This window comes from Cedecea sp. P7760, assembly GCF_013386425.1.
Lineage (GTDB): Bacteria > Pseudomonadota > Gammaproteobacteria > Enterobacterales > Enterobacteriaceae > Cedecea > Cedecea selenatireducens.
Genome location: NZ_JACARU010000030.1, coordinates 1 through 23,262, shown reverse-complemented (window position 1 = coordinate 23,262; position 23,262 = coordinate 1). Strand labels below are relative to the sequence as shown.

Annotated in this window: 23 protein-coding genes; 15 read left to right on the top strand and 8 right to left on the bottom strand. The window is 54.4% G+C overall.

Annotated features, from left to right (window positions below; translation table 11 throughout):
- The first annotated feature begins 2 nt into the window (after window positions 1–2).
- The 9 genes from murD to lpxC all read left to right on the top strand — a co-directional run bounded on the left by murD (window position 3) and on the right by lpxC (window position 10,411).
- On the top strand, window positions 3–1,319 hold the full coding sequence (gene murD, locus HX778_RS12490) for a UDP-N-acetylmuramoyl-L-alanine--D-glutamate ligase (protein ID WP_176982175.1): 1,317 nt from the start codon (window positions 3–5) through the stop codon (window positions 1,317–1,319).
- On the top strand, window positions 1,319–2,563 hold the full coding sequence (ftsW, locus tag HX778_RS12485; protein WP_038475584.1) for a cell division protein FtsW: 1,245 nt from the start codon (window positions 1,319–1,321) through the stop codon (window positions 2,561–2,563). The genes murD and ftsW overlap by 1 nt, the downstream gene beginning before the upstream one ends.
- On the top strand, window positions 2,560–3,627 hold the full coding sequence (gene murG, locus HX778_RS12480) for an undecaprenyldiphospho-muramoylpentapeptide beta-N-acetylglucosaminyltransferase (RefSeq protein ID WP_038475580.1): 1,068 nt from the start codon (window positions 2,560–2,562) through the stop codon (window positions 3,625–3,627). Before ftsW ends, murG begins: the two co-directional genes overlap by 4 nt.
- 70 nt (window positions 3,628–3,697) lie before the next feature.
- A complete protein-coding gene (gene murC / locus HX778_RS12475) occupies window positions 3,698–5,173 on the top strand; it encodes a UDP-N-acetylmuramate--L-alanine ligase (RefSeq protein WP_038475578.1) in 1,476 nt (491 codons plus the stop codon).
- On the top strand, window positions 5,166–6,086 hold the full coding sequence (locus HX778_RS12470) for a D-alanine--D-alanine ligase (RefSeq protein ID WP_038475575.1): 921 nt from the start codon (window positions 5,166–5,168) through the stop codon (window positions 6,084–6,086). The genes murC and HX778_RS12470 overlap by 8 nt, the downstream gene beginning before the upstream one ends.
- Window position 6,087: 1 nt before the next feature.
- Window positions 6,088–6,924 carry a cell division protein FtsQ gene (gene ftsQ / locus HX778_RS12465; protein WP_038475571.1) on the top strand — a complete coding sequence of 279 codons (837 nt, stop codon included), beginning with the start codon at window positions 6,088–6,090 and terminating at the stop codon, window positions 6,922–6,924.
- Window positions 6,921–8,177: a cell division protein FtsA gene (gene ftsA, locus HX778_RS12460; RefSeq protein WP_008461798.1), complete on the top strand. Its 1,257-nt coding sequence runs from the start codon at window positions 6,921–6,923 to the stop codon at window positions 8,175–8,177. The genes ftsQ and ftsA overlap by 4 nt, the downstream gene beginning before the upstream one ends.
- A 63-nt stretch (window positions 8,178–8,240) precedes the next feature.
- Window positions 8,241–9,392 (top strand): cell division protein FtsZ, encoded by a 1,152-nt coding sequence (gene ftsZ, locus HX778_RS12455; RefSeq protein WP_008461800.1) that lies wholly within the window; start codon window positions 8,241–8,243, stop codon window positions 9,390–9,392.
- Between the two features lie 101 nt (window positions 9,393–9,493).
- Window positions 9,494–10,411, top strand: a complete 918-nt coding sequence (gene lpxC / locus HX778_RS12450) for a UDP-3-O-acyl-N-acetylglucosamine deacetylase (RefSeq protein WP_038475568.1) — start codon at window positions 9,494–9,496, stop codon at window positions 10,409–10,411.
- 8 nt (window positions 10,412–10,419) lie between these two features.
- Here the strand turns inward: lpxC and HX778_RS12445 are convergent, their stop codons facing one another.
- On the bottom strand, window positions 10,420–10,935 hold the full coding sequence (locus HX778_RS12445) for a DUF721 domain-containing protein (RefSeq protein ID WP_038475565.1): 516 nt from the start codon (window positions 10,933–10,935) through the stop codon (window positions 10,420–10,422).
- Between the two features lie 22 nt (window positions 10,936–10,957).
- Between HX778_RS12445 and secM the strand changes: the two genes are divergently transcribed.
- The 3 genes from secM (at window position 10,958) to mutT (ending at window position 14,685) form a co-directional block, all read left to right on the top strand.
- A complete protein-coding gene (gene secM, locus HX778_RS12440; protein WP_176982174.1) occupies window positions 10,958–11,464 on the top strand; it encodes a secA translation cis-regulator SecM in 507 nt (168 codons plus the stop codon).
- A 63-nt stretch (window positions 11,465–11,527) separates the two neighbouring features.
- Window positions 11,528–14,233, top strand: coding sequence for a preprotein translocase subunit SecA (secA, locus tag HX778_RS12435; RefSeq protein WP_038475558.1), 2,706 nt, complete (start codon window positions 11,528–11,530; stop codon window positions 14,231–14,233).
- A 62-nt stretch (window positions 14,234–14,295) separates the two neighbouring features.
- Complete coding sequence (gene mutT, locus HX778_RS12430) at window positions 14,296–14,685, top strand: 8-oxo-dGTP diphosphatase MutT (protein WP_038482955.1); 390 nt, start codon at window positions 14,296–14,298, stop codon at window positions 14,683–14,685.
- On the opposite strand, the gene yacG is transcribed toward mutT, so the two are convergent.
- From yacG to coaE, 3 genes are read right to left on the bottom strand one after another with little or no spacing between them, the layout of a single operon-like run.
- On the bottom strand, window positions 14,682–14,879 hold the full coding sequence (yacG, locus tag HX778_RS12425) for a DNA gyrase inhibitor YacG (protein WP_038475555.1): 198 nt from the start codon (window positions 14,877–14,879) through the stop codon (window positions 14,682–14,684). The genes mutT and yacG overlap by 4 nt on opposite strands.
- Before the next feature lie 9 nt (window positions 14,880–14,888).
- Window positions 14,889–15,632 carry a cell division protein ZapD gene (zapD, locus tag HX778_RS12420; protein WP_038475552.1) on the bottom strand — a complete coding sequence of 248 codons (744 nt, stop codon included), beginning with the start codon at window positions 15,630–15,632 and terminating at the stop codon, window positions 14,889–14,891.
- Complete coding sequence (gene coaE, locus HX778_RS12415; RefSeq protein WP_038475549.1) at window positions 15,632–16,252, bottom strand: dephospho-CoA kinase; 621 nt, start codon at window positions 16,250–16,252, stop codon at window positions 15,632–15,634. Before coaE ends, zapD begins: the two co-directional genes overlap by 1 nt.
- A 275-nt stretch (window positions 16,253–16,527) precedes the next feature.
- Between coaE and HX778_RS12410 the strand changes: the two genes are divergently transcribed.
- The gene (locus HX778_RS12410) at window positions 16,528–17,571 is read left to right on the top strand and encodes a GMP reductase (RefSeq protein WP_038475546.1); all 1,044 of its coding nucleotides are present in this window, start codon (window positions 16,528–16,530) and stop codon (window positions 17,569–17,571) included.
- A 29-nt stretch (window positions 17,572–17,600) separates the two neighbouring features.
- Here HX778_RS12410 and hofC read toward each other — a convergent pair whose 3' ends face one another.
- From hofC to nadC, 4 genes are all read right to left on the bottom strand, one after another.
- The gene (gene hofC, locus HX778_RS12405) at window positions 17,601–18,809 is read right to left on the bottom strand and encodes a protein transport protein HofC (protein WP_176982173.1); all 1,209 of its coding nucleotides are present in this window, start codon (window positions 18,807–18,809) and stop codon (window positions 17,601–17,603) included.
- The gene (gspE, locus tag HX778_RS12400; protein ID WP_176982172.1) at window positions 18,802–20,181 is read right to left on the bottom strand and encodes a type II secretion system protein GspE; all 1,380 of its coding nucleotides are present in this window, start codon (window positions 20,179–20,181) and stop codon (window positions 18,802–18,804) included. The genes hofC and gspE overlap by 8 nt, the downstream gene beginning before the upstream one ends.
- Window positions 20,178–20,633 (bottom strand): prepilin peptidase-dependent pilin, encoded by a 456-nt coding sequence (gene ppdD / locus HX778_RS12395; RefSeq protein WP_176982171.1) that lies wholly within the window; start codon window positions 20,631–20,633, stop codon window positions 20,178–20,180. Before ppdD ends, gspE begins: the two co-directional genes overlap by 4 nt.
- A 185-nt stretch (window positions 20,634–20,818) precedes the next feature.
- Complete coding sequence (gene nadC, locus HX778_RS12390) at window positions 20,819–21,709, bottom strand: carboxylating nicotinate-nucleotide diphosphorylase (protein ID WP_176982170.1); 891 nt, start codon at window positions 21,707–21,709, stop codon at window positions 20,819–20,821.
- 83 nt (window positions 21,710–21,792) lie between these two features.
- Here nadC and ampD point away from each other — a divergent pair, with 83 nt between their 5' ends.
- Both ampD and ampE read left to right on the top strand, forming a co-directional pair.
- Window positions 21,793–22,356, top strand: coding sequence for a 1,6-anhydro-N-acetylmuramyl-L-alanine amidase AmpD (gene ampD / locus HX778_RS12385; protein WP_038475533.1), 564 nt, complete (start codon window positions 21,793–21,795; stop codon window positions 22,354–22,356).
- Window positions 22,353–23,207: a beta-lactamase regulator AmpE gene (gene ampE, locus HX778_RS12380; protein ID WP_176982169.1), complete on the top strand. Its 855-nt coding sequence runs from the start codon at window positions 22,353–22,355 to the stop codon at window positions 23,205–23,207. Before ampD ends, ampE begins: the two co-directional genes overlap by 4 nt.
- The last annotated feature ends 55 nt before the right edge of the window (window positions 23,208–23,262 follow it).

The following is a 23,262-nucleotide window of genomic DNA, read 5'->3' as shown; positions in this document are numbered from 1 at the left end:
ATATGGCAGATTACCAGGGTAAAAACGTCGTTATCATCGGGTTAGGCCTTACCGGCCTGTCTTGCGTGGATTTCTTCCTTGCTCGCGGCGTTACGCCGCGCGTGATGGACTCCCGTATCTCCCCTCCTGGTCTTGATAAGCTGCCTGAGAACGTTGAGCGCCATACCGGCTCGTTAAATGAAGACTGGCTCCTGGCGGCGGATTTGATTATCGCAAGTCCGGGCATTGCGCTTGCCACGCCGTCATTGAGCGCGGCGGCAGACGCTGGTATCGAAATAGTCGGTGATATCGAACTGTTTTGCCGTGAAGCCCAGGCGCCGATTGTCGCGATCACCGGTTCCAACGGTAAAAGCACAGTGACCACGCTGGTGGGAGAGATGGCGAAAGCGGCGGGCGTGAACGTGGGCGTGGGCGGAAACATTGGCCTGCCAGCGCTGATGCTGCTGGATAAAGGCTGTGAGCTCTATGTGCTCGAACTCTCCAGTTTCCAGCTGGAAACCACCCATAGCCTGAAGGCCGCGGCGGCGACCGTTCTGAACGTAACGGAAGATCATATGGATCGCTATCCGTTTGGGATGCAGCAATACCGTGCGGCGAAGCTGAGCATCTATGAAAATGCCAAAGTTTGTGTGGTCAACGCGGACGACGCGCTGACCATGCCGGTGCGTGGTGCAGACGAGCGCTGCATCAGCTTCGGTGTCGACGTCGGTGATTATCATCTTAACCGCCAGCAGGGTGATACCTGGCTGCGGGTGAAAGGGGAGAAGATCCTCAACACCAAAGAGATGAAGCTGGTCGGGCAGCACAACTATACCAACGCGCTGGCAGCTCTGGCGCTGGCGGATGCGGTGAAGCTGCCTCGTTCTACCAGCCTGAAAGCGCTGACCACCTATACCGGTCTGGCACACCGTTTCCAGCTGGCCTGGGAGCGTAACGGTGTGCGCTGGATTAACGATTCCAAGGCGACCAACGTCGGCAGTACCGAAGCCGCGTTGAACGGCCTGCATGTTGAGGGCACGCTGCATCTGCTGCTGGGGGGAGACGGTAAGTCCGCTGATTTCTCGCCTTTGGCTCGCTACCTGCAGGGCGACCGCGTGCGCCTGTACTGCTTTGGTCGTGACGGTGCCGAACTGGCCGAGTTACGCCCGGATATTGCCGAGCAGACAGAAACCATGGAGCAGGCAATGAAACTTGCCGCGGCCCGTGTGGAATCTGGCGATATGGTGCTGCTTTCTCCGGCCTGCGCCAGCCTCGATCAGTTCAAAAACTTCGAACAACGCGGCGATATGTTTACTCAACTTGCGAAGGAGCTCGGCTGATGCGTTTATCTCTCCCTCGCCTGCGCGTTCCCCGTGTACCAGGATTTGGCATCCTGGCCTGGGTCGCTTCGGCGTTAAAAGGGTGGGTAATGGGCTCCCGTGAGGCCGACGCCAACAGCATGGTGCTGTATGACCGCACGCTGCTTTGGCTGACCCTCGGTCTGGCGGCGATCGGCTTTATTATGGTGACCTCTGCGTCGATGCCGGTGGGCCAGCGTCTGGCCAACGATCCTTTCCTGTTCGCAAAACGCGACGGGTTATACATCATCGTCGCGTTCGTGCTGGCGATGGTGACGCTACGCCTGCCGATGGATTTCTGGCAGCGCCACAGTACGGCTATGCTGCTGGCCTCTATCGTGATGCTGCTGATTGTACTGGTCGTCGGCAGCTCGGTTAACGGTGCATCGCGTTGGATTGCCTTCGGCCCGCTGCGTATCCAGCCCGCTGAGTTTTCCAAGCTGTCGCTGTTCTGTTATCTCGCAAACTATCTTGTGCGCAAGGTTGATGAAGTTCGAAATAACCTGCGCGGCTTCCTGAAGCCAATGGGCGTGATTCTGGTGATGGCCGTTCTGCTTCTGGCCCAGCCTGACCTCGGTACCGTGGTTGTGCTGTTTGTCACCACGCTGGCGATGCTGTTCCTGGCGGGGGCAAAGCTGTGGCAGTTCATCGCCATTATCGGCATGGGGATTTCGGCGGTTATCCTGCTAATCCTCGCTGAGCCTTACCGTATTCGCCGCGTAACCTCGTTCTGGAACCCATGGGAAGATCCTTTCGGCAGCGGCTACCAGTTAACGCAATCACTGATGGCTTTTGGGCGCGGTGAATTGTGGGGACAAGGGCTGGGGAATTCGGTCCAGAAGCTGGAATATCTGCCCGAAGCGCACACCGACTTTATCTTCTCAATCATCGGTGAGGAGCTGGGATATATCGGTGTGGTGCTTGCACTTTTGATGGTATTCTTCGTCGCTTTTCGTGCGATGTCGATCGGCAAACGTGCTCTGGAATTGGATCAGCGTTTCTCCGGCTTCCTGGCGTGTTCTATCGGCATTTGGTTTAGCTTCCAGGCGTTAGTTAACGTCGGGGCTGCGGCGGGTATGCTGCCAACCAAAGGCCTGACGTTGCCGCTTATCAGTTACGGCGGTTCCAGCCTGCTGATTATGTCCACGGCAATCATGCTGCTGTTGAGAATAGATTATGAAACGCGTCTGGCTAAAGCTCAGGCGTTTACACGGAGTGCCAAATGACGGGCAAAGCGAAGCGGTTGATGGTGATGGCGGGCGGTACCGGCGGGCACGTATTCCCCGGGCTGGCCGTGGCTCATCATCTTCAGGCTGAAGGATGGGATATTCGGTGGCTTGGTACCGCGGACCGTATGGAAGCCGATCTGGTGCCTAAACACGGTATTGAGATTGACTTTATTCGCATCTCAGGCCTGCGTGGCAAAGGCGTGAAGGCCTTATTGCTGGCTCCTGGGCGTATATTTAACGCCTGGCGTCAGGCTCGCGCCATCATGAAGGCGTGGAAGCCGGATGTGGTATTAGGCATGGGCGGCTATGTTTCCGGGCCGGGTGGCCTTGCTGCCTGGTCTTTGGGCATTCCCGTTGTGCTGCATGAACAGAACGGCATTGCCGGGCTGACGAACAAATGGCTGGCGAAGATCGCGACCAAAGTGATGCAAGCCTTCCCAGGCGCATTCCCTAAGGCCGATGTTGTTGGCAACCCGGTGCGTAACGATGTACTGGCGTTACCGCTGCCGCAGGTGCGCTTTGCCGGGCGAGAAGGCCCGGTGCGGGTGCTTGTTGTGGGCGGCTCTCAGGGCGCGCGCGTTTTGAACCAAACTATGCCGCAGGTTGCCGGACGCCTGGGTGAAACGGTGACTATCTGGCATCAAACCGGAAAAGGCGGCCAGGCGGTTGTGCAGCAGGCATATGCCGAAGCCGGCCAGCCGCAGCATAAGGTTACCGAGTTTATTGATGACATGGCGGCTGCCTATGAATGGGCTGACGTCGTGGTTTGCCGCTCAGGGGCGTTAACCGTGAGTGAAATCGCGGCAGCGGGCCTGCCCGCGCTGTTTGTTCCGTTCCAGCACAAAGATCGGCAGCAGTACTGGAATGCGCTGCCTCTGGAAAAGGCCGGAGCCGCGAAAATACTGGAGCAGCCGCAGTTTACCGTGGATGCCGTTACCCGTACCCTGGCCGAATGGGACAGAGCAACGCTGCTGGCAATGGCCGAGCGGGCGCGTGCTGCTTCCATCCCTGATGCAACCGAACGTGTAGCAAATGAAGTCAGCGCCGCAGCGCGCGCGTAATACTTGTGGGAGGCAAATTGCCCCCTGTAAATTTGATGTAATGGCGGCATGCCGCTTGCAGGTTTAGAGAATGAATACACAACAACTGGCGAAACTGCGTTCAATCGTGCCCGAGATGCGTCGCGTCCGGCACATTCACTTTGTTGGCATCGGCGGCGCCGGTATGGGCGGCATTGCTGAGGTATTGGCTAACGAAGGTTATCAGATCAGCGGTTCCGACCTGGCGCCGAACCCGGTCACGCAGCAGTTGTCGGCACTGGGTGCCACGATTTATTTCAACCATCGCCCGGAAAACGTGCGTGATGCAAGCGTTGTTGTTGTTTCCACAGCAATTTCTGCGGATAACCCGGAAATTGTTGCCGCCCATGAAGCCCGTATTCCGGTTATCCGTCGTGCTGAAATGCTGGCCGAGCTGATGCGCTTCCGCCACGGCATTGCCGTCGCGGGTACGCACGGCAAAACGACAACGACGGCGATGGTGTCGAGCATTTATGCCGAAGCAGGTCTGGATCCGACGTTTGTGAACGGTGGCCTGGTGAAAGCGGCTGGCGTGCATGCTCGCCTGGGGCACAGTCGTTATCTTATTGCAGAGGCCGACGAAAGCGATGCTTCGTTCCTGCATTTGCAGCCGATGGTCTCAATTGTGACCAATATCGAAGCCGATCATATGGATACCTACCAGGGCGACTTCGAAAATTTAAAGCAGACGTTTATTAATTTCCTGCACAATTTGCCGTTTTATGGTCGAGCAGTGATGTGTGTGGACGATCCGGTGATTCGCGAGCTGCTGCCGCGTGTTGGCCGTCAGACTACCACTTACGGTTTCAGCGACGATGCGGACGTGCGCGTTGAGAATTACCAGCAGAAAGGCGCGCAGGGATTTTTCACCATCGTGCGTCAGGACAAGCCTGACATGCATGTGGTGCTGAACGCCCCGGGCCGCCATAACGCGCTGAATGCGGCGGCGGCGGTTGCTGTCGCAACGGAGGAGGGCATCGAAGACGAAGCCATTCTTCGTGCGCTGGAAAGTTTCCAGGGGACGGGTCGCCGTTTCGACTTCCTGGGCGAATATCCGCTGGAGTCGGTCAACGGTAAAACAGGCACCGCCATGCTGGTGGACGACTATGGTCACCACCCAACGGAAGTGGATGCCACGATTAAAGCAGCACGTGCCGGCTGGCCAGACAAAAATCTGGTAATGGTTTTCCAGCCGCACCGCTATACGCGTACGCGTGATTTGTACGATGACTTTGCTGGCGTGCTGTCCCAGGTTGACTCCCTGGTGATGCTGGAAGTTTATCCCGCTGGTGAAGCGCCGATTCCTGGCGCCGACAGCCGCTCTTTATGCCGCACAATTCGCGGCCGCGGCAAGGTTGATCCTATTTTGGTATCCGATCATGCAGAAGTGGCTGAAATTTTAGCGCCTGTTTTGACGGGAAATGATTTGATTCTCGTTCAAGGTGCCGGGAATATCGGCAAAATCGCCCGAAACCTGGCTGAAATCAAGTTGCAGCCTCAAACTAAAGAGGAAGGGCATCATGGCTGATAAGATCGCCGTTCTTCTGGGGGGCAATTCCGCAGAACGCGAGGTTTCCCTGCAGTCCGGCAGCGCGGTGCTGGCCGGGTTAAAAGAAGCAGGCATTGATGCTCACGCGTTCGACCCGCAAAGCCAGTCGGTGCTGGAGCTGAAGGCTCAGGGCTTTGACAAAGTTTTTATCGCGCTGCACGGTCGCGGTGGTGAAGACGGTACTTTGCAGGGGCTGCTGGAGTTTCTGGCGCTGCCGTATACCGGCAGCGGCGTGATGGCTTCGGCGATAACGATGGATAAGCTGCGCAGCAAACTGCTGTGGCAGGGTGCTGGCTTACCTGTTGCGCCGTGGGTTGCCGTTAATCGCCAGGATATTGCTGCGGGCCTGAGCGGCGCGTTGGTTGAGCGTGTTGCCGCGTTGGGATTGCCGGTTATCGTCAAGCCGAGCCGTGAAGGTTCCAGCGTCGGCATGTCGAAGGTCGACCACGCAGAGGCCCTGCCTGCGGCGCTTGAGCTTGCCTTTGAACACGATGAAGAAGTGCTGATTGAAAAGTGGTTGAGCGGCCCGGAGTATACGGTTGCGATTTTAGGCGATGAAATTTTACCGTCTATTCGCATCCAACCCGCTGGAACCTTCTATGATTATGAAGCGAAGTATCTCTCTGATGAAACTCAATATTTCTGCCCGGGTGGATTAATTGAGCAAAGAGAGCAGGAATTACAGGCATTAGTTCTGCAGGCGTGGCAGGTTATTGGCTGCAGCGGCTGGGGCCGTGTCGATGTGATGCTGGACAGCGACGGGCAATTTTACCTGTTAGAAGTGAATACCTCTCCAGGGATGACCAGCCATAGCCTGGTGCCGATGGCGGCTCGCGAGGCGGGGATGAGCTTCTCACAATTAGTTGTACGTATTTTGGAACTGGCGGACTGATATGTCGCAGGCTGCACTGAATGCGCGTAATCGTGCCGAGGAAAATACCAGCTCGAGACGCAGCAATGGGTCCCGTCTGGCAGGAATGATCTTCCTGTGCGCGGTACTGTTGAGCGTGTTTATCGGCGGTTGGATTGTGGTGGGCTGGATGGAAGACGCCCAGCGTTTGCCGCTCTCCAGGCTGGTGGTGACGGGAGAACGTCACTACACGCGCAATGATGATATTCGCCAGTCTATTCTGGCCCTGGGGCCGCCGGGTACTTTTATGACCCAGGACGTGAATATTATCCAACAGCAGATAGAACGCCTGCCGTGGATCAAACAAGCAAGCGTTAGAAAGCAGTGGCCGGACGAATTGAAGATTCATCTGGTTGAATATGTGCCGATAGCACGTTGGAATGACCAGCATATGGTTGACGCGGAGGGAAATTCCTTCAGCGTGCCAGCAGAACGCACCAGCAAGCAGACTTTACCGATGCTCTCCGGCCCGGAAGGCAGCGAAAATGAAGTTCTGCAAGGTTACCGTGACATGGGCGTAGTGCTGGCAAAGGATAAGTTTACGTTGAAACAGGCGGCTATGACCGCCCGCCGCTCCTGGCAGTTGACGCTGAATAACGGAATTAAGCTCAACCTTGGTCGGGGCGATACGATGAAACGTCTGGATCGTTTTGTAGAACTTTATCCGGTTCTGCAGCAGCAGGCGCAGGCTGATAACAAACGGATCAGTTATGTCGACCTGCGATACGATTCAGGCGCCGCGGTAGGTTGGGAGGCTCTTCCTCCTCCGGTACCTAATCCGAATCAGCAACAGAATCAGGCACAGGCAGAACAACAATGATCAAGGCGACGGACAGAAAACTGGTAGTTGGACTGGAGATTGGCACCGCCAAGGTTGCCGCTTTAGTAGGGGAAGTTCTGCCCGACGGTATGGTCAATATTATTGGCGTGGGTAGCTGCCCATCGCGTGGTATGGACAAAGGCGGGGTAAATGACCTCGAGTCGGTAGTTAAGTGCGTACAGCGGGCTATTGACCAGGCTGAATTGATGGCAGACTGCCAGATCTCTTCTGTTTATCTGGCGCTGTCGGGCAAGCACATCAGCTGCCAAAACGAGATAGGCATGGTGCCGATTTCGGAAGAGGAAGTGACGCAGGAAGATGTGGAAAATGTGGTGCATACGGCAAAATCAGTGCGTGTTCGTGATGAACACCGCGTTCTGCATGTGATTCCACAGGAATACGCTATTGATTACCAGGAAGGGATCAAGAATCCGGTTGGGCTGTCCGGCGTTCGTATGCAGGCGAAAGTGCATTTGATTACCTGCCATAACGATATGGCGAAAAACATCGTTAAAGCGGTTGAACGTTGTGGTCTGAAAGTTGACCAATTAATTTTTGCCGGTCTGGCCGCGAGCTATGCGGTACTGACCGAAGATGAGCGCGAGCTGGGCGTCTGTGTTGTCGATATCGGCGGTGGTACCATGGACATGGCGGTCTATACCGGCGGTGCTTTGCGTCACACCAAAGTTATCCCTTATGCGGGGAACGTGGTGACCAGCGATATCGCCTACGCCTTCGGCACGCCACCGAGCGATGCGGAAGCGATTAAAGTGCGTCATGGTTGTGCGCTGGGCTCTATTGTCGGGAAAGACGAGAACGTCGAAGTCCCGAGCGTTGGTGGTCGTCCACCTCGTAGCCTGCAGCGCCAGACGCTGGCCGAAGTGATTGAGCCTCGTTATACCGAGCTGCTCAACCTGGTCAACGAAGAGATTTTGCAGCTACAGGAACAGCTTCGCCAGCAGGGTGTTAAACATCACCTGGCGGCGGGGATTGTGTTAACCGGCGGCGCGGCACAAATTGAAGGCCTGGCAGCCTGTGCTCAGCGTGTGTTCCATACGCAGGTGCGTATCGGTCAGCCGTTGAATATTACTGGCCTTACTGACTATGCCCAGGAGTCGTATTACTCGACCGCAGTAGGGTTGTTGCACTACGGGAAGGAATCGCATCTCAGTGGTGAGGCTGAAGTGGAAAAAAGGACCTCTGTTGGCTCATGGTTTAAGCGACTGAATAGCTGGCTGAGAAAAGAATTTTAATTTTTATAAGAGACCGGAGACAATTAGCGGTCTCAGGCGACAGGCACAAAACGGAGAGAAACTATGTTTGAACCTATGGAACTGACCAACGACGCGGTGATTAAAGTCATCGGCGTCGGTGGCGGCGGCGGTAATGCCGTTGAACACATGGTGCGCGAGCGCATCGAAGGCGTTGAATTCTTTGCGGTTAATACTGACGCTCAGGCGCTGCGTAAAACGGCAGTCGGCCAGACGATCCAGATTGGTAATGGGATCACTAAAGGTCTGGGCGCGGGCGCAAATCCAGAAGTGGGTCGTAATGCTGCGGAAGAAGACCGCGAAGCTTTACGCGCTGCGCTGGACGGGGCAGACATGGTGTTTATCGCCGCAGGTATGGGCGGTGGCACCGGCACCGGCGCTGCACCTGTTGTGGCTGAAGTGGCTAAAGATTTGGGGATCCTGACCGTTGCGGTCGTGACCAAGCCTTTCAACTTCGAAGGCAAAAAGCGTATGGCTTTTGCCGAGCAGGGCATCGCTGAGCTGTCCAAGCACGTTGACTCCCTCATCACTATCCCGAACGACAAGCTGCTGAAAGTGCTGGGTCGTGGTATCTCTCTGCTTGACGCGTTCGGTGCGGCAAACGACGTGCTGAAAGGCGCGGTGCAGGGTATCGCCGAACTGATCACTCGTCCGGGCCTGATGAACGTTGACTTCGCGGACGTGCGTACCGTGATGTCCGAAATGGGTTACGCCATGATGGGCTCCGGCGTGGCTAGTGGCGAAGACCGTGCTGAAGAAGCGGCAGAAATGGCTATCTCCAGCCCGCTGCTGGAAGATATCGACCTGTCTGGTGCTCGCGGCGTGCTGGTTAACATCACCGCTGGCTTCGACCTGCGTCTGGATGAGTTCGAAACCGTGGGTAACACCATTCGTGCGTTCGCGTCCGACAATGCAACCGTGGTTATCGGTACTTCTCTGGATCCAGAGATGAACGACGAGCTGCGCGTAACCGTTGTTGCTACCGGTATCGGCATGGATAAACGTCCTGAGATTACCCTGGTGACTAACAAGCAGGTACAGCAGCCGGTGATGGATCGCTACCAGCAGCACGGTATGGCTCCGCTGACTCAAGAGCAGAAACCGGCCGCTAAAGTGGTTAACGACAATACGCCACAAACAGCGAAAGAGCCTGACTATCTGGATATTCCAGCGTTCCTGCGTAAGCAAGCTGATTAAGAATAAACCGGAAGTTGGGCATATCCGCTCTTTGTGCTAAACTGGCCTGCCGTTAGTGATATACACTCTCGGCTAGCTTAGTAATATGGCGAGATTATACGATGATCAAACAAAGGACACTTAAACGTATCGTTCAGGCGACTGGCGTCGGTTTACATACCGGCAAGAAGGTCACACTGACGTTGCGCCCTGCGCCGGCAAATACCGGGGTCATCTATCGTCGCACTGACTTGAATCCTCCGGTAGATTTCCCGGCTGATGCCAAATCCGTGCGTGATACCATGCTCTGTACTTGTCTGGTCAATGAGCATGATGTGCGGATTTCTACCGTAGAGCACCTCAACGCTGCCCTGGCAGGGCTGGGCATCGACAACATCGTGATTGAAGTTGATGCGCCAGAAATTCCTATCATGGACGGCAGTGCGGCGCCGTTTGTCTATCTGCTGCTTGATGCAGGGATTGACGAGCTGAACTCGGCCAAGAAATTTATACGTCTTAAAGAGACGGTTCGCGTGGAAGATGGCGATAAATGGGCTGAAATGTCACCGTTTAATGGTTTCTCGTTGGATTTTACCATCGACTTTAACCATCCGGCGATTGATGCAAGCACCCAGCGCTACGCCATGAACTTCTCTGCTGAAGCATTTATGCGTCAGATTAGCCGTGCGCGTACCTTCGGTTTTATGCGTGATATCGAATATCTGCAGTCCCGCGGCCTGTGCCTGGGCGGCAGCTTCGATTGTGCCATCGTTGTTGACGATTATCGCGTATTGAACGAAGACGGCCTGCGTTTTGAAGATGAATTTGTTCGTCACAAAATGCTGGATGCCATTGGCGATCTGTTCATGTGCGGCCACAATATTATCGGCGCATTTACCGCCTTTAAATCGGGTCACGCGCTGAACAACAAACTGCTGCAGGCTGTTTTGGCTAAGCAGGAAGCCTGGGAATGGGCGACCTTCGAAGATGAAGCCGAACTTCCGCTGGCGTTTAAAGCACCTAACCTGGTGCTGGCGTAACGCTTAAGCTATCTATTACGACTGGTTTTGCTGGTACCCTCTCCGGCCAGTGAAGCCAGTCGTTCTATTGTTGCTCTCAATTTCTCCGGGCTACGTTTAGCCACTTCTCTCAACGCTTCCGCGCTCTGCTCACTCAGTTGACGGTTCACTTCGTATTTCTCACTCCCTGTCTGAGTGGTGTTTTCTTGTACTGATTCCTGCCCTTTTACCGCCAGCGATGGATTAATCCTGATGTCGATTGAAGTCAATGATGGTAAGATTTGGGCGCGTAATGCACTGAGCAGCGTGGCTTGCTCATAACGTAAACGCATCAGCCAGCTGGCATTTGCAGTTTCAAGTACCAGAATGCCCTGGCGAAAGTTGGCAACCCGACACCAGGGGTGCAGTGGAGCAGGCAAAATGCCTTTCACTGCCCGGTTTAGCCGCAGAAGAACAACGGCGCGTTGCTGAACGTTCTGCAGCATGCTTTCCTGGCCGGCATCGTCGAACAGATTTTCTAAAGATTGCGGGCGACTGTCGCGCATACATTAAGCTCCGGCGGAAAAAGTGATTGGTATTCTAAATCGTTGGCGACAATTTGGCAGACGTTATTTCTGGCCGCATCTCCTGTTGGGGATGGTCGCGGCGAGTTTTGGCATGCCTGCGCTCAACGGTAACACAGAAACCGGTATCCCCGCTGAAGCTTCAGCCAGTCGCCACGATCCTGCGCGTCAGCTACGTTTTGATAGCCTTGTTTTATTGCAGGAGAGCACGCGCCGTCCTTCCTTCAGTGTGGACTATTGGCAGCAGCATGCAATCCGCACCGTTATCCGTCATCTTTCCTTTGCTATGGTCCCCCAGGCTTTGCCGGTGGCCCAGGAAAGCGTGCCGCTTCAGGCACAACACCTTGCTCTGCTGGACACGCTCAGCGCACTGCTGACGCAGGAAAGCAAACCTCCCGTAATTGTTCGCCAGACTGCGTTCCAGGCATCGCCAGCGGCTGAAGTTTTCAGCACCGTTGCGTGGATCCGTCAGATGCAGGGCATCCGCGCAGGTCCGCTTCGCCTCAGTTAACTCATCTTCTTAACTAACAACAATTTATTGACCGCACTGACGGCAGGCGTTTGAGAATTTATTATGCTAATCAAATTATTAACCAAAGTTTTCGGTAGTCGTAACGATCGTACCCTGCGCCGTATGCGCAAAGTGGTGACCATGATTAACGGCATGGAACCACAGATGGAAAAGCTCACTGATGATGAGCTGAAGGCTAAAACCAATGAGTTCCGTGCTCGTCTGGAAAAGGGCGAAGTGCTGGAAAACCTGATCCCAGAGGCCTTCGCCGTGGTTCGCGAAGCGAGTAAGCGCGTCTTCGGCATGCGCCACTTCGACGTACAGCTGCTTGGTGGTATGGTCCTGAACGACCGTTGTATCGCAGAAATGCGTACTGGTGAAGGTAAAACCCTGACCGCGACGCTGCCGGCTTACCTGAACGCCCTGAGCGGAAAAGGCGTTCACGTAGTTACCGTGAACGACTATCTGGCACAGCGTGACGCCGAAAACAACCGTCCCCTGTTCGAGTACCTGGGCCTGAGCGTAGGTATCAACCTGCCAGGCATGCCTGCTCCGGCCAAGCGTGAAGCTTACGCCGCGGACATTACCTATGGTACCAACAACGAATACGGCTTTGACTACCTTCGCGACAACATGGCTTTCAGCCCGGAAGAGCGCGTGCAGCGTAAACTTCACTATGCGCTGGTGGATGAGGTTGACTCCATTCTGATCGATGAAGCACGTACTCCGCTGATTATCTCCGGCCCGGCTGAAGACAGTTCTGAGCTGTACAAACGCGTAAACAAAATCATCCCGCACCTGATACGCCAGGAAAAAGAAGACTCCGACACCTTCCAGGGTGAAGGCCACTTCTCCGTGGATGAGAAGTCTCGCCAGGTTAACCTGACCGAACGTGGTCTGGTGCTGATTGAAGAACTGCTGGTGCAAGAAGGTATGATGGAAGAGGGTGAGTCTCTGTACTCTCCTGCCAACATCATGTTAATGCACCACGTAACCGCTGCACTGCGCGCCCATGCGCTGTTCACCCGTGACGTTGACTACATCGTAAAAGATGGCGAAGTCATTATCGTTGATGAACACACCGGCCGTACCATGCAGGGTCGCCGCTGGTCCGACGGTCTTCACCAGGCCGTTGAAGCGAAAGAAGGCGTCGATATTCAGAACGAAAACCAGACGCTGGCTTCTATTACCTTCCAGAACTACTTCCGTCTTTACGAGAAGCTGGCAGGGATGACCGGTACCGCAGACACCGAAGCGTTCGAATTCAGCTCCATTTATAAGCTCGACACCATTGTCGTGCCGACCAACCGCCCAATGATCCGTAAGGACATGCCGGATCTGGTCTACATGACCGAGCTGGATAAAATTGGCGCCATCATTGAAGACATTAAAGAGCGTACCGCGAATGGTCAGCCGGTGCTTGTGGGGACCATCTCCATTGAGAAATCTGAAGTGGTTTCCAATGAGCTGACTAAAGCCGGTATCAAACACAATGTTCTGAACGCCAAGTTCCACGCCAACGAAGCGGGTATTGTTGCTCAGGCGGGCTACCCTGCTGCGGTAACTATCGCCACTAACATGGCGGGTCGTGGTACGGATATCGTGCTGGGCGGCAGCTGGCAGGAAGAGATTGCCGAGCTGGAAAATCCAACGCCAGAGCAAATTGCCCAAATTAAAGCGGACTGGAAGGTTCGTCACGATGCGGTGCTGGCTTCAGGTGGTCTGCATATTATCGGTACCGAGCGTCATGAATCTCGCCGTATCGATAACCAGCTGCGTGGCCGTTCTGGTCGTCAGGGTGATGCCGGTTCTTCCCGTTTCTACCTGTCGATGGAAGATGCTCTGATGCGCATCTTCGCCTCAGACCGCGTTTCCAACATGATGCGTAAGCTGGGCATGAAGCCGGGTGAAGCTATCGAACACCCATGGGTGACCAAGGCGATAGCTAACGCACAGCGTAAGGTCGAAAGCCGTAACTTTGATATTCGTAAACAGCTGCTGGAATACGACGACGTTGCGAACGATCAGCGCCGGGCAATCTACACCCAGCGTAATGAGCTGCTCGACGTTAGCGACGTGAGTGAAACCATCGCCAGCATTCGTGAAGACGTCTTTAAGGTCACCATTGATGCGCATATCCCGCCTCAGTCTCTGGAAGAGATGTGGGACGTAGAAGGTCTGGAAGAGCGCCTGAAAAACGACTTCGACCTCGAGATGCCAATCAAAGAATGGCTGGATAAAGAGCCTGAACTGCACGAAGAAACGCTGCGTGAGCGTATTCTGCAGACGGCAATTGAGCTTTATCAGCGCAAAGAAGAAGTTGTCGGGGCTGAAATGATGCGCCACTTCGAAAAAGGCGTCATGCTGCAAACGCTGGATTCTCTGTGGAAAGAGCACCTGGCGGCGATGGACTACCTGCGTCAGGGTATTCACCTGCGTGGCTACGCGCAGAAAGATCCGAAGCAAGAATATAAGCGTGAGTCCTTCTCTATGTTTGCCGCGATGCTGGAGTCACTGAAATATGAAGTGATCAGCACCCTGAGCAAAGTCCAGGTGCGCATGCCGGAAGAAGTGGAAGCGATGGAGCAGCAGCGTCGCGAAGAAGCTGAGCGTCTGGCACGTATGCAGCAGCTGAGCCATGTGGATGATGAAACTCAGGCTGCGCAGGCGCTGGCAGCTGAAACCGGCGATCGTAAAGTTGGGCGTAACGATCCTTGCCCATGCGGTTCCGGTAAAAAATACAAACAGTGCCATGGCCGTCTGAGCTAAGGTCTGACAACCCTGGAAAGGCGCAGCTTGCTGCGCCTTTTTTACGCGTGGAGTTTGAGAATATGAAGCAACTGCAAATCGCCGTCGGCATTATCCGTAATCAACAGGGTGAAATCTTCATTACGCAACGTGCTGCCGATGCACACATGGCTAATAAATGGGAATTTCCCGGCGGGAAAATTGAGGCTGGAGAGTCGCCAGAGCAGGCGGTGATCCGTGAACTACAGGAAGAAACCGGCATTGTGGCGCAAAGTGCCAGCCTGTTTGAAACCCTGGAATATCAGTTTCCCGATCGCCATATTTCGCTGTGGTTTTATCTGGTTGAACAGTGGGAAGGGGAACCCTGGGGAAAAGAAGGACAGCCTGGGCGCTGGATTGCTCAAAGTGAGCTCATCGCCGACGAGTTTCCGCCAGCCAATGAGCCCGTTATTTTAAAGCTGCTGAACGCTTAGCGCTCCTGCTCTTCGCTCCAGCCTTCGCTTTCAGAAAGGTCGCCGCTGCTTGGAATACGTTTTTCCTCTGCGGCCCATTCTCCAAGATCTATAAGCTGGCAGCGTTTGCTGCAGAATGGCCGATAAGGGCTGCTCTCGTTCCAGATAACGGCTTTACCGCAGCCGGGGCAGTTGACGATGGTCTCTTCGCTCATGTTTTTTCCTTAGCAGCAGGCCAGTTCGAAATCGAGACGTTCAGGCACCAGGCCGTGTTCCGAGTCCAGCGGCATAAAACGAATCGCAAAGCGGCTTTTATGGCCGGAAATCTGCGGATAAAGCTGGTCACCAAGGCTAAGATGCAGGCGCAGCAGGTCGGCATCATCGCCGTTATCCTGGTAGAAGCCATTAAGGCTGGTTTGTTTACGGAACGGCGCCGAGTTACGAATGATATCCAGCAGCAGATCGAGCGATTGTTTTACCGGTTCGAGGGTCTTCAGCCAGAAATCGACCTGAGCATCTCGCTGCTCCTGCGGCAGATAAAGCCAGATATGCAGCGTGGGCAGATCAAAGCTACAGCAGCCTCCAGGGATGCTAAGACGCTGTCTTACCAGCGCAATCAGCCTATCTTCTCGCAGTACTTGCCCGATACGCGGCGCGGCCATTAACACGCTGCCGCAACTTTCCAGCTGGCTGCGCAGCGTGTCGATACGCTGCATATCAACGCCAGGGACTTCCGACCAGCTCAACAGTTTGCGCTGCTGCCGGCCCAGTTCTTTAAGGATCTCGGTGCGGATTTCGCCCCTTTCAAACACATCCAGTAAGTCGCCGATGTTACGAAAAAAATGCAGTGCCTTAGCGCTGTCGCTGACGGGGAGCGCGGACTGTAGCTGTTGGATCAAAAATTCAATACGCAGCCATGTGCGCATTTTCTCATTCAGTGGATGTTCGAAAAGAACCTGAGTGTTCATTATTTTGTTTCCTGTTGTGCGGCCTGTGCAGCCAGTTTCAGGTACTGGCGATGCAGGCGGTCAACATGCACGACAACGTCTTGTGGGCTGCCGTCATTATTAATTACGTCATCTGCAACGGCGAGACGAGCTTCCCGGGACGCCTGAGCGGCCAGGATCTGCTGCGCGTGCTCGCGAGAGACATTGTCCCGCAGCATGGTACGCGCAATCTGAGTTTCAGGGGAGACGTCCACCACTAAAACCCGGTTAGCTCTTTGTTGCAGATTGTTTTCGACCAGCAGCGGAACGACCCACAGCACGTAAGGTGAGGTGGCGCGAGCAATTTCATCGCGGGTTTGCTGCTGGATTAAGGGATGCAGTAGATTATTGAGCCACTGCTTTTGCTGCGGGGAACTAAAGATCTCTTCTCGTAGCGCCCGGCGATTTAAAGAGCCATCTTCCAGAAGGATCTTTGGACCAAAATGTTGAGAAATGAGAGCTAACGCACGTTGGCCGGGTTCAACAACCTGGCGGGCAATCACATCTGCATCGATGACGGTAATGCCTGAGCGGGAAAAGGCTTCGGCGACGGTGCTTTTACCACTGCCAATACCTCCCGTAAGTGCAACCGTATAAACCATAAATAATCGATCCTGATGCTTTATTTATCAATAAGATAAAATTCGTTCTGGCGAATGTTTTTAGGCGAGTTGGCATCACGTAAAAACAAAGAATTTCCCGTCTACGGTCTTTTTACCGTTTACCAGGTAAATTTAAACGATTGTAGCGTAAAAAAGTCGGTTTTCGCAGTCTTGCGGAGCCATTATTACTGCGTATGATAGCGTCACTGGGGTTGGCCGTTGTTTCGCCGATCGTATTTATGTGTTCATCGCCATTCGACCCAGGGATTTGCAACATGCGTATTGAAGAAGATTTGAAGTTAGGTTTTAAAGACGTTTTAATCCGCCCAAAACGCTCCACCCTCAAAAGCCGTTCTGACGTTGAGCTGGAACGCCAATTCACATTCAAGCATTCTGGTATTGCGTGGTCTGGTGTGCCAATTATTGCGGCAAACATGGACACCGTCGGCACCTTCGCGATGGCGCAAGCGCTGGCCTCTTTCGACATTCTAACCGCAGTACATAAGCACTATTCGGTTGAAGAGTGGAGCAACTTTGTTAAGACGACCCCGGAAAACCTGCTGCGTCATATCATGGTTTCAACCGGCACTTCCGATGCAGATTTTGCCAAAACTAAGCAGATTCTTGCCCTTAATCCGGCGCTGAAATTTATCTGCATCGACGTGGCAAACGGCTACTCAGAACACTTTACGCAATTTGTCAGCAAAGCTCGCGAAGCCTGGCCTGAGAAGGTTATCTGTGCCGGTAACGTAGTGACCGGTGAGATGTGCGAAGAGCTGATCCTGTCCGGCGCTGATATTGTTAAAGTCGGCATTGGGCCGGGCTCCGTATGCACCACCCGCGTTAAAACCGGCGTGGGTTATCCTCAGCTTTCTGCGGTAATTGAATGTGCTGATGCAGCACACGGACTTGGCGGCCAGATCGTTAGCGACGGTGGTTGTACGGTCCCTGGCGACGTAGCTAAAGCTTTTGGCGGCGGCGCAGACTTCGTCATGCTGGGCGGCATGCTGGCAGGGCACGAAGAAAGCGGCGGTACCGTTGTTGAGCAGGACGGTGAGAAATTTATGCTGTTTTACGGCATGAGCTCTGAGTCTGCAATGACCCGCCACGTTGGTGGCGTTGCGCAGTACCGCGCCGCAGAAGGAAAAACCGTTAAGCTGCCTCTGCGTGGCCCGGTTGAAAATACCGCTCGTGATATTCTCGGCGGCCTGCGTTCAGCCTGCACCTATGTGGGAGCATCTCGCCTGAAAGAGCTGACTAAACGCACCACCTTCATCCGCGTGGCGGAGCAGGAAAACCGCGTTTTCAATAGCCTCTGATAAGCATTGATGGCGCAGCTGCGGCTGCGTCATCCTCCTCCGCTCATGGCCTCTCCCATCTGGAAAATAGGCAGATACATCGCAATCACCAGCGTGCCAATGATCAAGCCAATGACCAGCATCATGACTGGCTCCAGCGTTGCGGCAAGGTTTTCGGCCAGTTCCTGCGTTTTCTCATAATGCCAGCGCGCTAAGCGTTCGAGCATCAAATCCAGCGACCCTGATTCCTCACCGATGCGAACCAACTGCTGGCAAAGCGGCGTGAAATGGCCCGACTGCTCCAGCGCTCGCCATAATGGTTGGCCCTCGGAAACCTGCTTGCGTATGTCCGCTATCTGTCGTTGCCAGAAAAGCTGTGTTAGCGTTTTCTCAACCGCCTCAAGCCCCTGTAACAGGGGCACGCCGGAATGTTGTGAGAGCGTAAGCACGGTGAATATCTGGCTCAGTAATTGACCGCGCCTCAATGGCGCAATCACCGGTATTTTTAGCAGCAATAATTGCTCTTTATCCCGAAGACTGGGGCGAGTACGACGAAGCCACCAGCCTGTAACGGCAAGAATGATAGCGGCCAAAATCCACCAGCCACTCTGCGTCGTTGCCCACGCTGAAATGCTCATGACGGCCTGGGTAATGGCGGGTAGGGGAGCATTAAAAGAGCGGTAGATATTAGCGAATTCTGGCAGAACAAACCCCACCATGCCTGCGGTAACCAGCAGTGCGACCAGAAAAATAAAAAGCGGATAGCGAAGGGCTTTCATCACCTTTTTGGTGAGTTTATATTGCTGTTCTTGCTGCTCGGCCAGCCGCTCGCAGCATTCTGCAAGCCTGCCGGTCAGTTCACCGGTATGCAATAAGGCGATAAAGAGTGGCGGGAAGATACGGAGCCACTGTTTAAGCGTTTCTGAAAGCGGAATGCCCTGTGATACCTGCTGTTCAATATGCTGCAATAAAGCTGACCATTCAGGTTTTGGGTGCTGACGCGCAATGAGCCGCAGCGCGTCCGTTAAGGCAATGCCGGCGTGAAGCAGAGCCGCAAGCTGCCGGATAACGTCTATCTTCTGCTGAATGTGCCAGCAGGCACTTCCTGCTATAAAGGATTTTTTAACACTGAGTAGCTGAAGCTGCTGCTTGTGAAGCTCTTCCTCCAACAAGGTACGTTCACCGGCTAGCATTACGCCGGTCCTCAACTGCCCCTCGGCGTCAATGGCTTCCCAGGACCAGAGCTGGGGCTTAGGCATTTGGCACTCCTAACACCCGATAAACCTCTGCCAAAGAGGTGTGCCCTTGTTCGACCACAAGGCAGCCGCTCTCGAACAGCGTACGCATGCCTTGCTCTTTGGCTAACGCTTCAATCTTAGCCGCAGGTTCACCCTGAGCTATTGCTACCCGCAGGGCTGCAGATAAAGGGAGCAGTTCAAATAACGCCGTACGCCCATAATATCCCCCGTAGCATCTTTCGCATCCAGGAGCGTGCCATTGTGGCAACTCAGAAGGCCAAAGATGGCGGGGTAATCTGATGGGCGTTTCGCTACGTTTTTTGCAGTTGGGGCAAAGTTTTCTCACCAGCCTTTGGGCCACGATGATATTCACGGCTGAAGCAATCATCCAGCGAGGAACCGCCATTTGCTCCAGCCGAACAAGCGTTTCAACGGTAGAGTTAGTATGAAGCGTCGACAAAACCAGGTGTCCGGTCTGGGCCGACTTGATGGCGATTTCTGCCGTTTCTCCGTCCCGGATTTCACCGATCATAATGACGTCCGGATCCTGTCTCAATAAGGCGCGAAGGACGCTTTGAAAGGTGAGCCCGGCCTTGGGGTTTATTTGCGTTTGGTTGAGTCCCTCCTGAGGGATTTCTACCGGATCTTCCACGCTACAGACGTTTATGTCCGGCCGGTTAAGCGCCGCCAGGGCGCTATAAAGCGTTATGGTCTTTCCGCTGCCGGTAGGCCCGGTAACCAAAATCATGCCCTGAGGGGCATCGAGTGAATGCCTGAATTGCTCTGTTTCGCCTTCCGACATGCCCAACGAGTGCATATCCATACTCTGTTTGCCTTGCTGGAGGATCCTTAAAACAACTTTTTCACCATGGCGGCAAGGTAGCGTCGAGACGCGGAACGAGGCTTTCACGCCTTCGGCGAGATAATCCATTTGTCCGTCCTGCGGCAATCGCTTTTCAGCAATATCCAGGTTCGCCAAAATTTTGAGCCTGGCGGTGACGGGCGCAATCATTGCCTGCGGCAGCAGCGGTTGGCACTGAAGGACGCCATCAATGCGGAGTCGAATGCGAAAGGCGTTCTCGAAGGGTTCAAAATGGATATCGGAGGCCCGCTGCTGCACTGCGGCGGCGAGGGTTGTATTTAATAGCGTGACCACCGAGCTGCCGTGATCTTTCTCTGAGGGTTGTGTGAATTCGTGGGTTTGCCATTTCTCCAGCTTTTCAGCGGGCCATATCTCTACATCAATATGCTTGTTACAGAAAAAGCGTAATGCCTCATACAGCTGCTCACTTGGGGCTTCAAGCGTCGCAATCCGTAATACGTTTTGGGTCTCTTCTACCAGTACGGCATTGTAGTGTTGGCAAAGGGAATGAAGCTGCTCTTTTGCGTTCATTCGCCAGCTCCTGCTTTGCTTTCGTTAAAGCGGAAAACGTCCTCGCAGGCTTGTTTTAGAGGGGAGCCGTTTTCGGCATTGCAGCTCCTGACCCAACCGGTTACGCCGCTGGTGTCGCTCCACTGTGGGGTGAATGTTGCCGTCAGCCCGTTCAGCGATTCCTGTCCGCTTAACGTCACGATACCGCTGGCTACGCTCATTGCCCCGACGTAGCGCGTCGTTCTGGTTTCCGCAATGCCGTTACTGCCTGCGTTACAGCTGCTGATTCCGCCCCGTTCAATCGCGCAGAGTTCAATGGCGGTACGATAGGGTAAGAAGGTTTGCAGCATATCGGTCAATGCCGCTTTACGAAGGTAGTTTTGATACCCCGGAATGCCGATGGCGCTAAGAATAGCGATGATACCTATCACCACCATGAGTTCGATTAGCGTAAACCCTTTTTGCTTGTTCATTTGCCGCTCCTTTGGTTAGAGAGCAGCACTGTGCTAAACGGGTTAGGCAATAGCGAATGGGGAAATCAGGATTCGGGAAATAGCTTCCGCAGTAGTTATAGCGATTGTGTTGATCAACATTCGAAATGGAAGCGGGCGCGCAAAACTGCGGACGTAACCGGAGGCACGCCCGCAGCAATGGAGAGTCAGCGGAAGCGCATAGACAGGTCGAGGGCACGCACGTGTTTGGTCAGGGCGCCAACAGAGATGTAATCCACGCCGGTATCAGCGAAGGTTCTCAACGTCTCTTTGGTTACGTTGCCTGAGACTTCCAGGCGCGCTTTCCCCTGCGTCAGCGCGACGGCATCACGCATTTGGTCGACGGTAAAGTTGTCCAGCATGATGATATCAGCCCCGGCTTTCAGCGCCTGCTCCAGTTCATCAAGCGACTCGACTTCCACTTCTACCGGCACGTCAGGGTGCATCCAGAACGCTTTTTCTACCGCCTGGCGAATAGAGCCGGAGGCGATAATGTGGTTTTCCTTTATCAGGAAAGCATCGGACAGTCCCAGACGATGGTTGCTGCCTCCGCCGCAAAGCACCGCATATTTCAGCGCGGTACGCAGGCCAGGAAGCGTCTTACGGGTATCAAGCAGCTGCGTTTTAGTGCCTTCAAGCAGCGCAACGTAGCTGTGAACTTCGCTGGCTACGCCGGACAGCGTTTGCACAAAGTTTAGCGCGGTTCGTTCGCCGGTTAACAGAACACGTGCCGGGCCGTTAAGCTCAAACAGAGGCTGATTGCTGGTGACTTCCGTGCCGTCTTCAACATGCCAGGTCACCGTCACATCCCCACCGAGCTGAATAAAGACTTCTTCTACCCAGCGTTTACCGCAAAAAATGCCATTTTCGCGGGTGATGACGACCGCGTGCGACGTGCTTTCTGGGGGTAATAACTGCGCCGTGATGTCGTTGTTCGGGTCGACCTCACCCCCCAGATCTTCCCGCAGCGCCTGCGCTACGGCGAGAGGTATATCGAGGGTAATTCGTTCGAGCAGCTCGTCACGTCGGCGGTCAGGATTATAACGGCGGGGCGGCATGATAAAACTCCAGAATGAATAAGTTAGTATCGTTTCATGCTACTCTGAAGCGACTTCAAGTACCACTCTAAGGAGAACCTCTCATGCAGCTTAAAGACGGCTGGCTGGTGGGGGTAAAACATCTGCCATCCCCGCATTTTGACGGCCGACCGGAAGAGGAAAATCCCTCGTTGCTGGTGGTGCACAATATCAGTTTGCCGCCGGGGGAATTTGGTGGCCCCTGGATTGACGCACTCTTTGCCGGGACGCTCGACCCTGAGGCTCATCCTTACTTTGCCGGTATTTCACATTTACGCGTCTCTGCCCATTGCCTGATTCGCCGCGACGGCGAAATTGTTCAGTATGTCCCTTTCGATAAACGTGCGTGGCATGCGGGCGTTTCAAGCTATCAGGGAAGAGAAAAGTGCAACGACTTTTCTATCGGTATTGAGCTTGAGGGAACCGATACGCTGGCCTACACCGAGGCGCAGTATCAGCAACTGACAGCTTTAGCTAAGTTACTGATTCAGCACTATCCTGATATAGCGAAAAACATGACGGGCCACAGCGATATTGCTCCCGGTCGTAAGACCGACCCAGGCCCTTCGTTTGACTGGCCGCGCTTTCTGGGTGCGGTTGAAAAGGCTACCGACAAGGAGAGCACATGACCCTGTTTACCCTGCTGTTGGTCCTGATGGGCGAGCGATTGTTCAAGATGGGCGAGCACTGGCAGCTAGATCACCGCCTTGAAGTGCTTTTTGGGCGGGTGAAGCATTTTTCTCTGTTAAAAACGCTGTTGATGACCGCCGCGTTTATGGCCGCGGTTTTCCTGATTACCCGCGCTTTGCATGGGCTGCTGTTTAACGTCCCGTTGCTGGTGTTCTGGATTGCGCTCGGCGTGCTGTGCATCGGTGCAGGACAGGTCAGGCTGCATTACCATTCTTACCTTAAAGCCGCGAGCCATGATGACGTACATGCGCGTGATGCAATGGCGAGCGAACTTACGCTGATTCATGGTGTTCCGCCGGAATGTAGCGAGCGCGAATACCTTCGCGAGCTGCAAAACGCGTTGCTATGGATTAACTTCCGTTTCTATCTTGCCCCGCTATTTTGGTTCGTGGTTGGCGGAGTCTGGGGGCCGGTCACGCTTGCGGGTTATGCTTTCTTACGTGCATGGCAGACCTGGCTTGCCCGGCATCATACACCGCATGAGCGCCTGCTCTCGGGGATTGATGGCATTCTTCACGTTCTGGACTGGGTGCCTGTTCGCCTGGTTGGGGTCGCTTATGCCCTGCTGGGCCACGGCGAGCGAGCGCTTCCCGCGTGGTTTGCTTCTCTTGCCGACAGGCATACTTCTCAGTATCAGGTCCTGACGCAGCTGGCGCAGTACTCGCTGGCACGAGAACCTCATCAGGATAAGATGAAAACGCCGAAGGCTGCGGTTTCTCTGGCGAAAAAGGTTTCGCTGGTGATTGTCGTTGTCGTCGCATTGCTGACGATTTACGGCACGTTGGTCTAGGTTCAGAACGCTTGTAACAAAACGCCCCGCATAATTTGGACTGCACCCCAAAAGT

Bases quoted from the DNA above. Each gene is read 5' to 3' on its own strand.
- murD (WP_176982175.1), top strand. From the start codon at position 3: ATGGCAGATTACCAGGGTAAAAACGTCGTTATCATCGGGTTAGGCCTT.
- ftsW (WP_038475584.1), top strand. From the start codon at position 1,319: ATGCGTTTATCTCTCCCTCGCCTGCGCGTTCCCCGTGTACCAGGATTT.
- murG (WP_038475580.1), top strand. From the start codon at position 2,560: ATGACGGGCAAAGCGAAGCGGTTGATGGTGATGGCGGGCGGTACCGGC.
- murC (WP_038475578.1), top strand. From the start codon at position 3,698: ATGAATACACAACAACTGGCGAAACTGCGTTCAATCGTGCCCGAGATG.
- HX778_RS12470 (WP_038475575.1), top strand. From the start codon at position 5,166: ATGGCTGATAAGATCGCCGTTCTTCTGGGGGGCAATTCCGCAGAACGC.
- ftsQ (WP_038475571.1), top strand. From the start codon at position 6,088: ATGTCGCAGGCTGCACTGAATGCGCGTAATCGTGCCGAGGAAAATACC.
- ftsA (WP_008461798.1), top strand. From the start codon at position 6,921: ATGATCAAGGCGACGGACAGAAAACTGGTAGTTGGACTGGAGATTGGC.
- ftsZ (WP_008461800.1), top strand. From the start codon at position 8,241: ATGTTTGAACCTATGGAACTGACCAACGACGCGGTGATTAAAGTCATC.
- lpxC (WP_038475568.1), top strand. From the start codon at position 9,494: ATGATCAAACAAAGGACACTTAAACGTATCGTTCAGGCGACTGGCGTC.
- HX778_RS12445 (WP_038475565.1), bottom strand. From the start codon at position 10,935: ATGCGCGACAGTCGCCCGCAATCTTTAGAAAATCTGTTCGACGATGCC.
- secA (WP_038475558.1), top strand. From the start codon at position 11,528: ATGCTAATCAAATTATTAACCAAAGTTTTCGGTAGTCGTAACGATCGT.
- mutT (WP_038482955.1), top strand. From the start codon at position 14,296: ATGAAGCAACTGCAAATCGCCGTCGGCATTATCCGTAATCAACAGGGT.
- yacG (WP_038475555.1), bottom strand. From the start codon at position 14,879: ATGAGCGAAGAGACCATCGTCAACTGCCCCGGCTGCGGTAAAGCCGTT.
- zapD (WP_038475552.1), bottom strand. From the start codon at position 15,632: ATGAACACTCAGGTTCTTTTCGAACATCCACTGAATGAGAAAATGCGC.
- coaE (WP_038475549.1), bottom strand. From the start codon at position 16,252: ATGGTTTATACGGTTGCACTTACGGGAGGTATTGGCAGTGGTAAAAGC.
- HX778_RS12410 (WP_038475546.1), top strand. From the start codon at position 16,528: ATGCGTATTGAAGAAGATTTGAAGTTAGGTTTTAAAGACGTTTTAATC.
- hofC (WP_176982173.1), bottom strand. From the start codon at position 18,809: ATGCCTAAGCCCCAGCTCTGGTCCTGGGAAGCCATTGACGCCGAGGGG.
- gspE (WP_176982172.1), bottom strand. From the start codon at position 20,181: ATGAACGCAAAAGAGCAGCTTCATTCCCTTTGCCAACACTACAATGCC.
- ppdD (WP_176982171.1), bottom strand. From the start codon at position 20,633: ATGAACAAGCAAAAAGGGTTTACGCTAATCGAACTCATGGTGGTGATA.
- nadC (WP_176982170.1), bottom strand. From the start codon at position 21,709: ATGCCGCCCCGCCGTTATAATCCTGACCGCCGACGTGACGAGCTGCTC.
- ampD (WP_038475533.1), top strand. From the start codon at position 21,793: ATGCAGCTTAAAGACGGCTGGCTGGTGGGGGTAAAACATCTGCCATCC.
- ampE (WP_176982169.1), top strand. From the start codon at position 22,353: ATGACCCTGTTTACCCTGCTGTTGGTCCTGATGGGCGAGCGATTGTTC.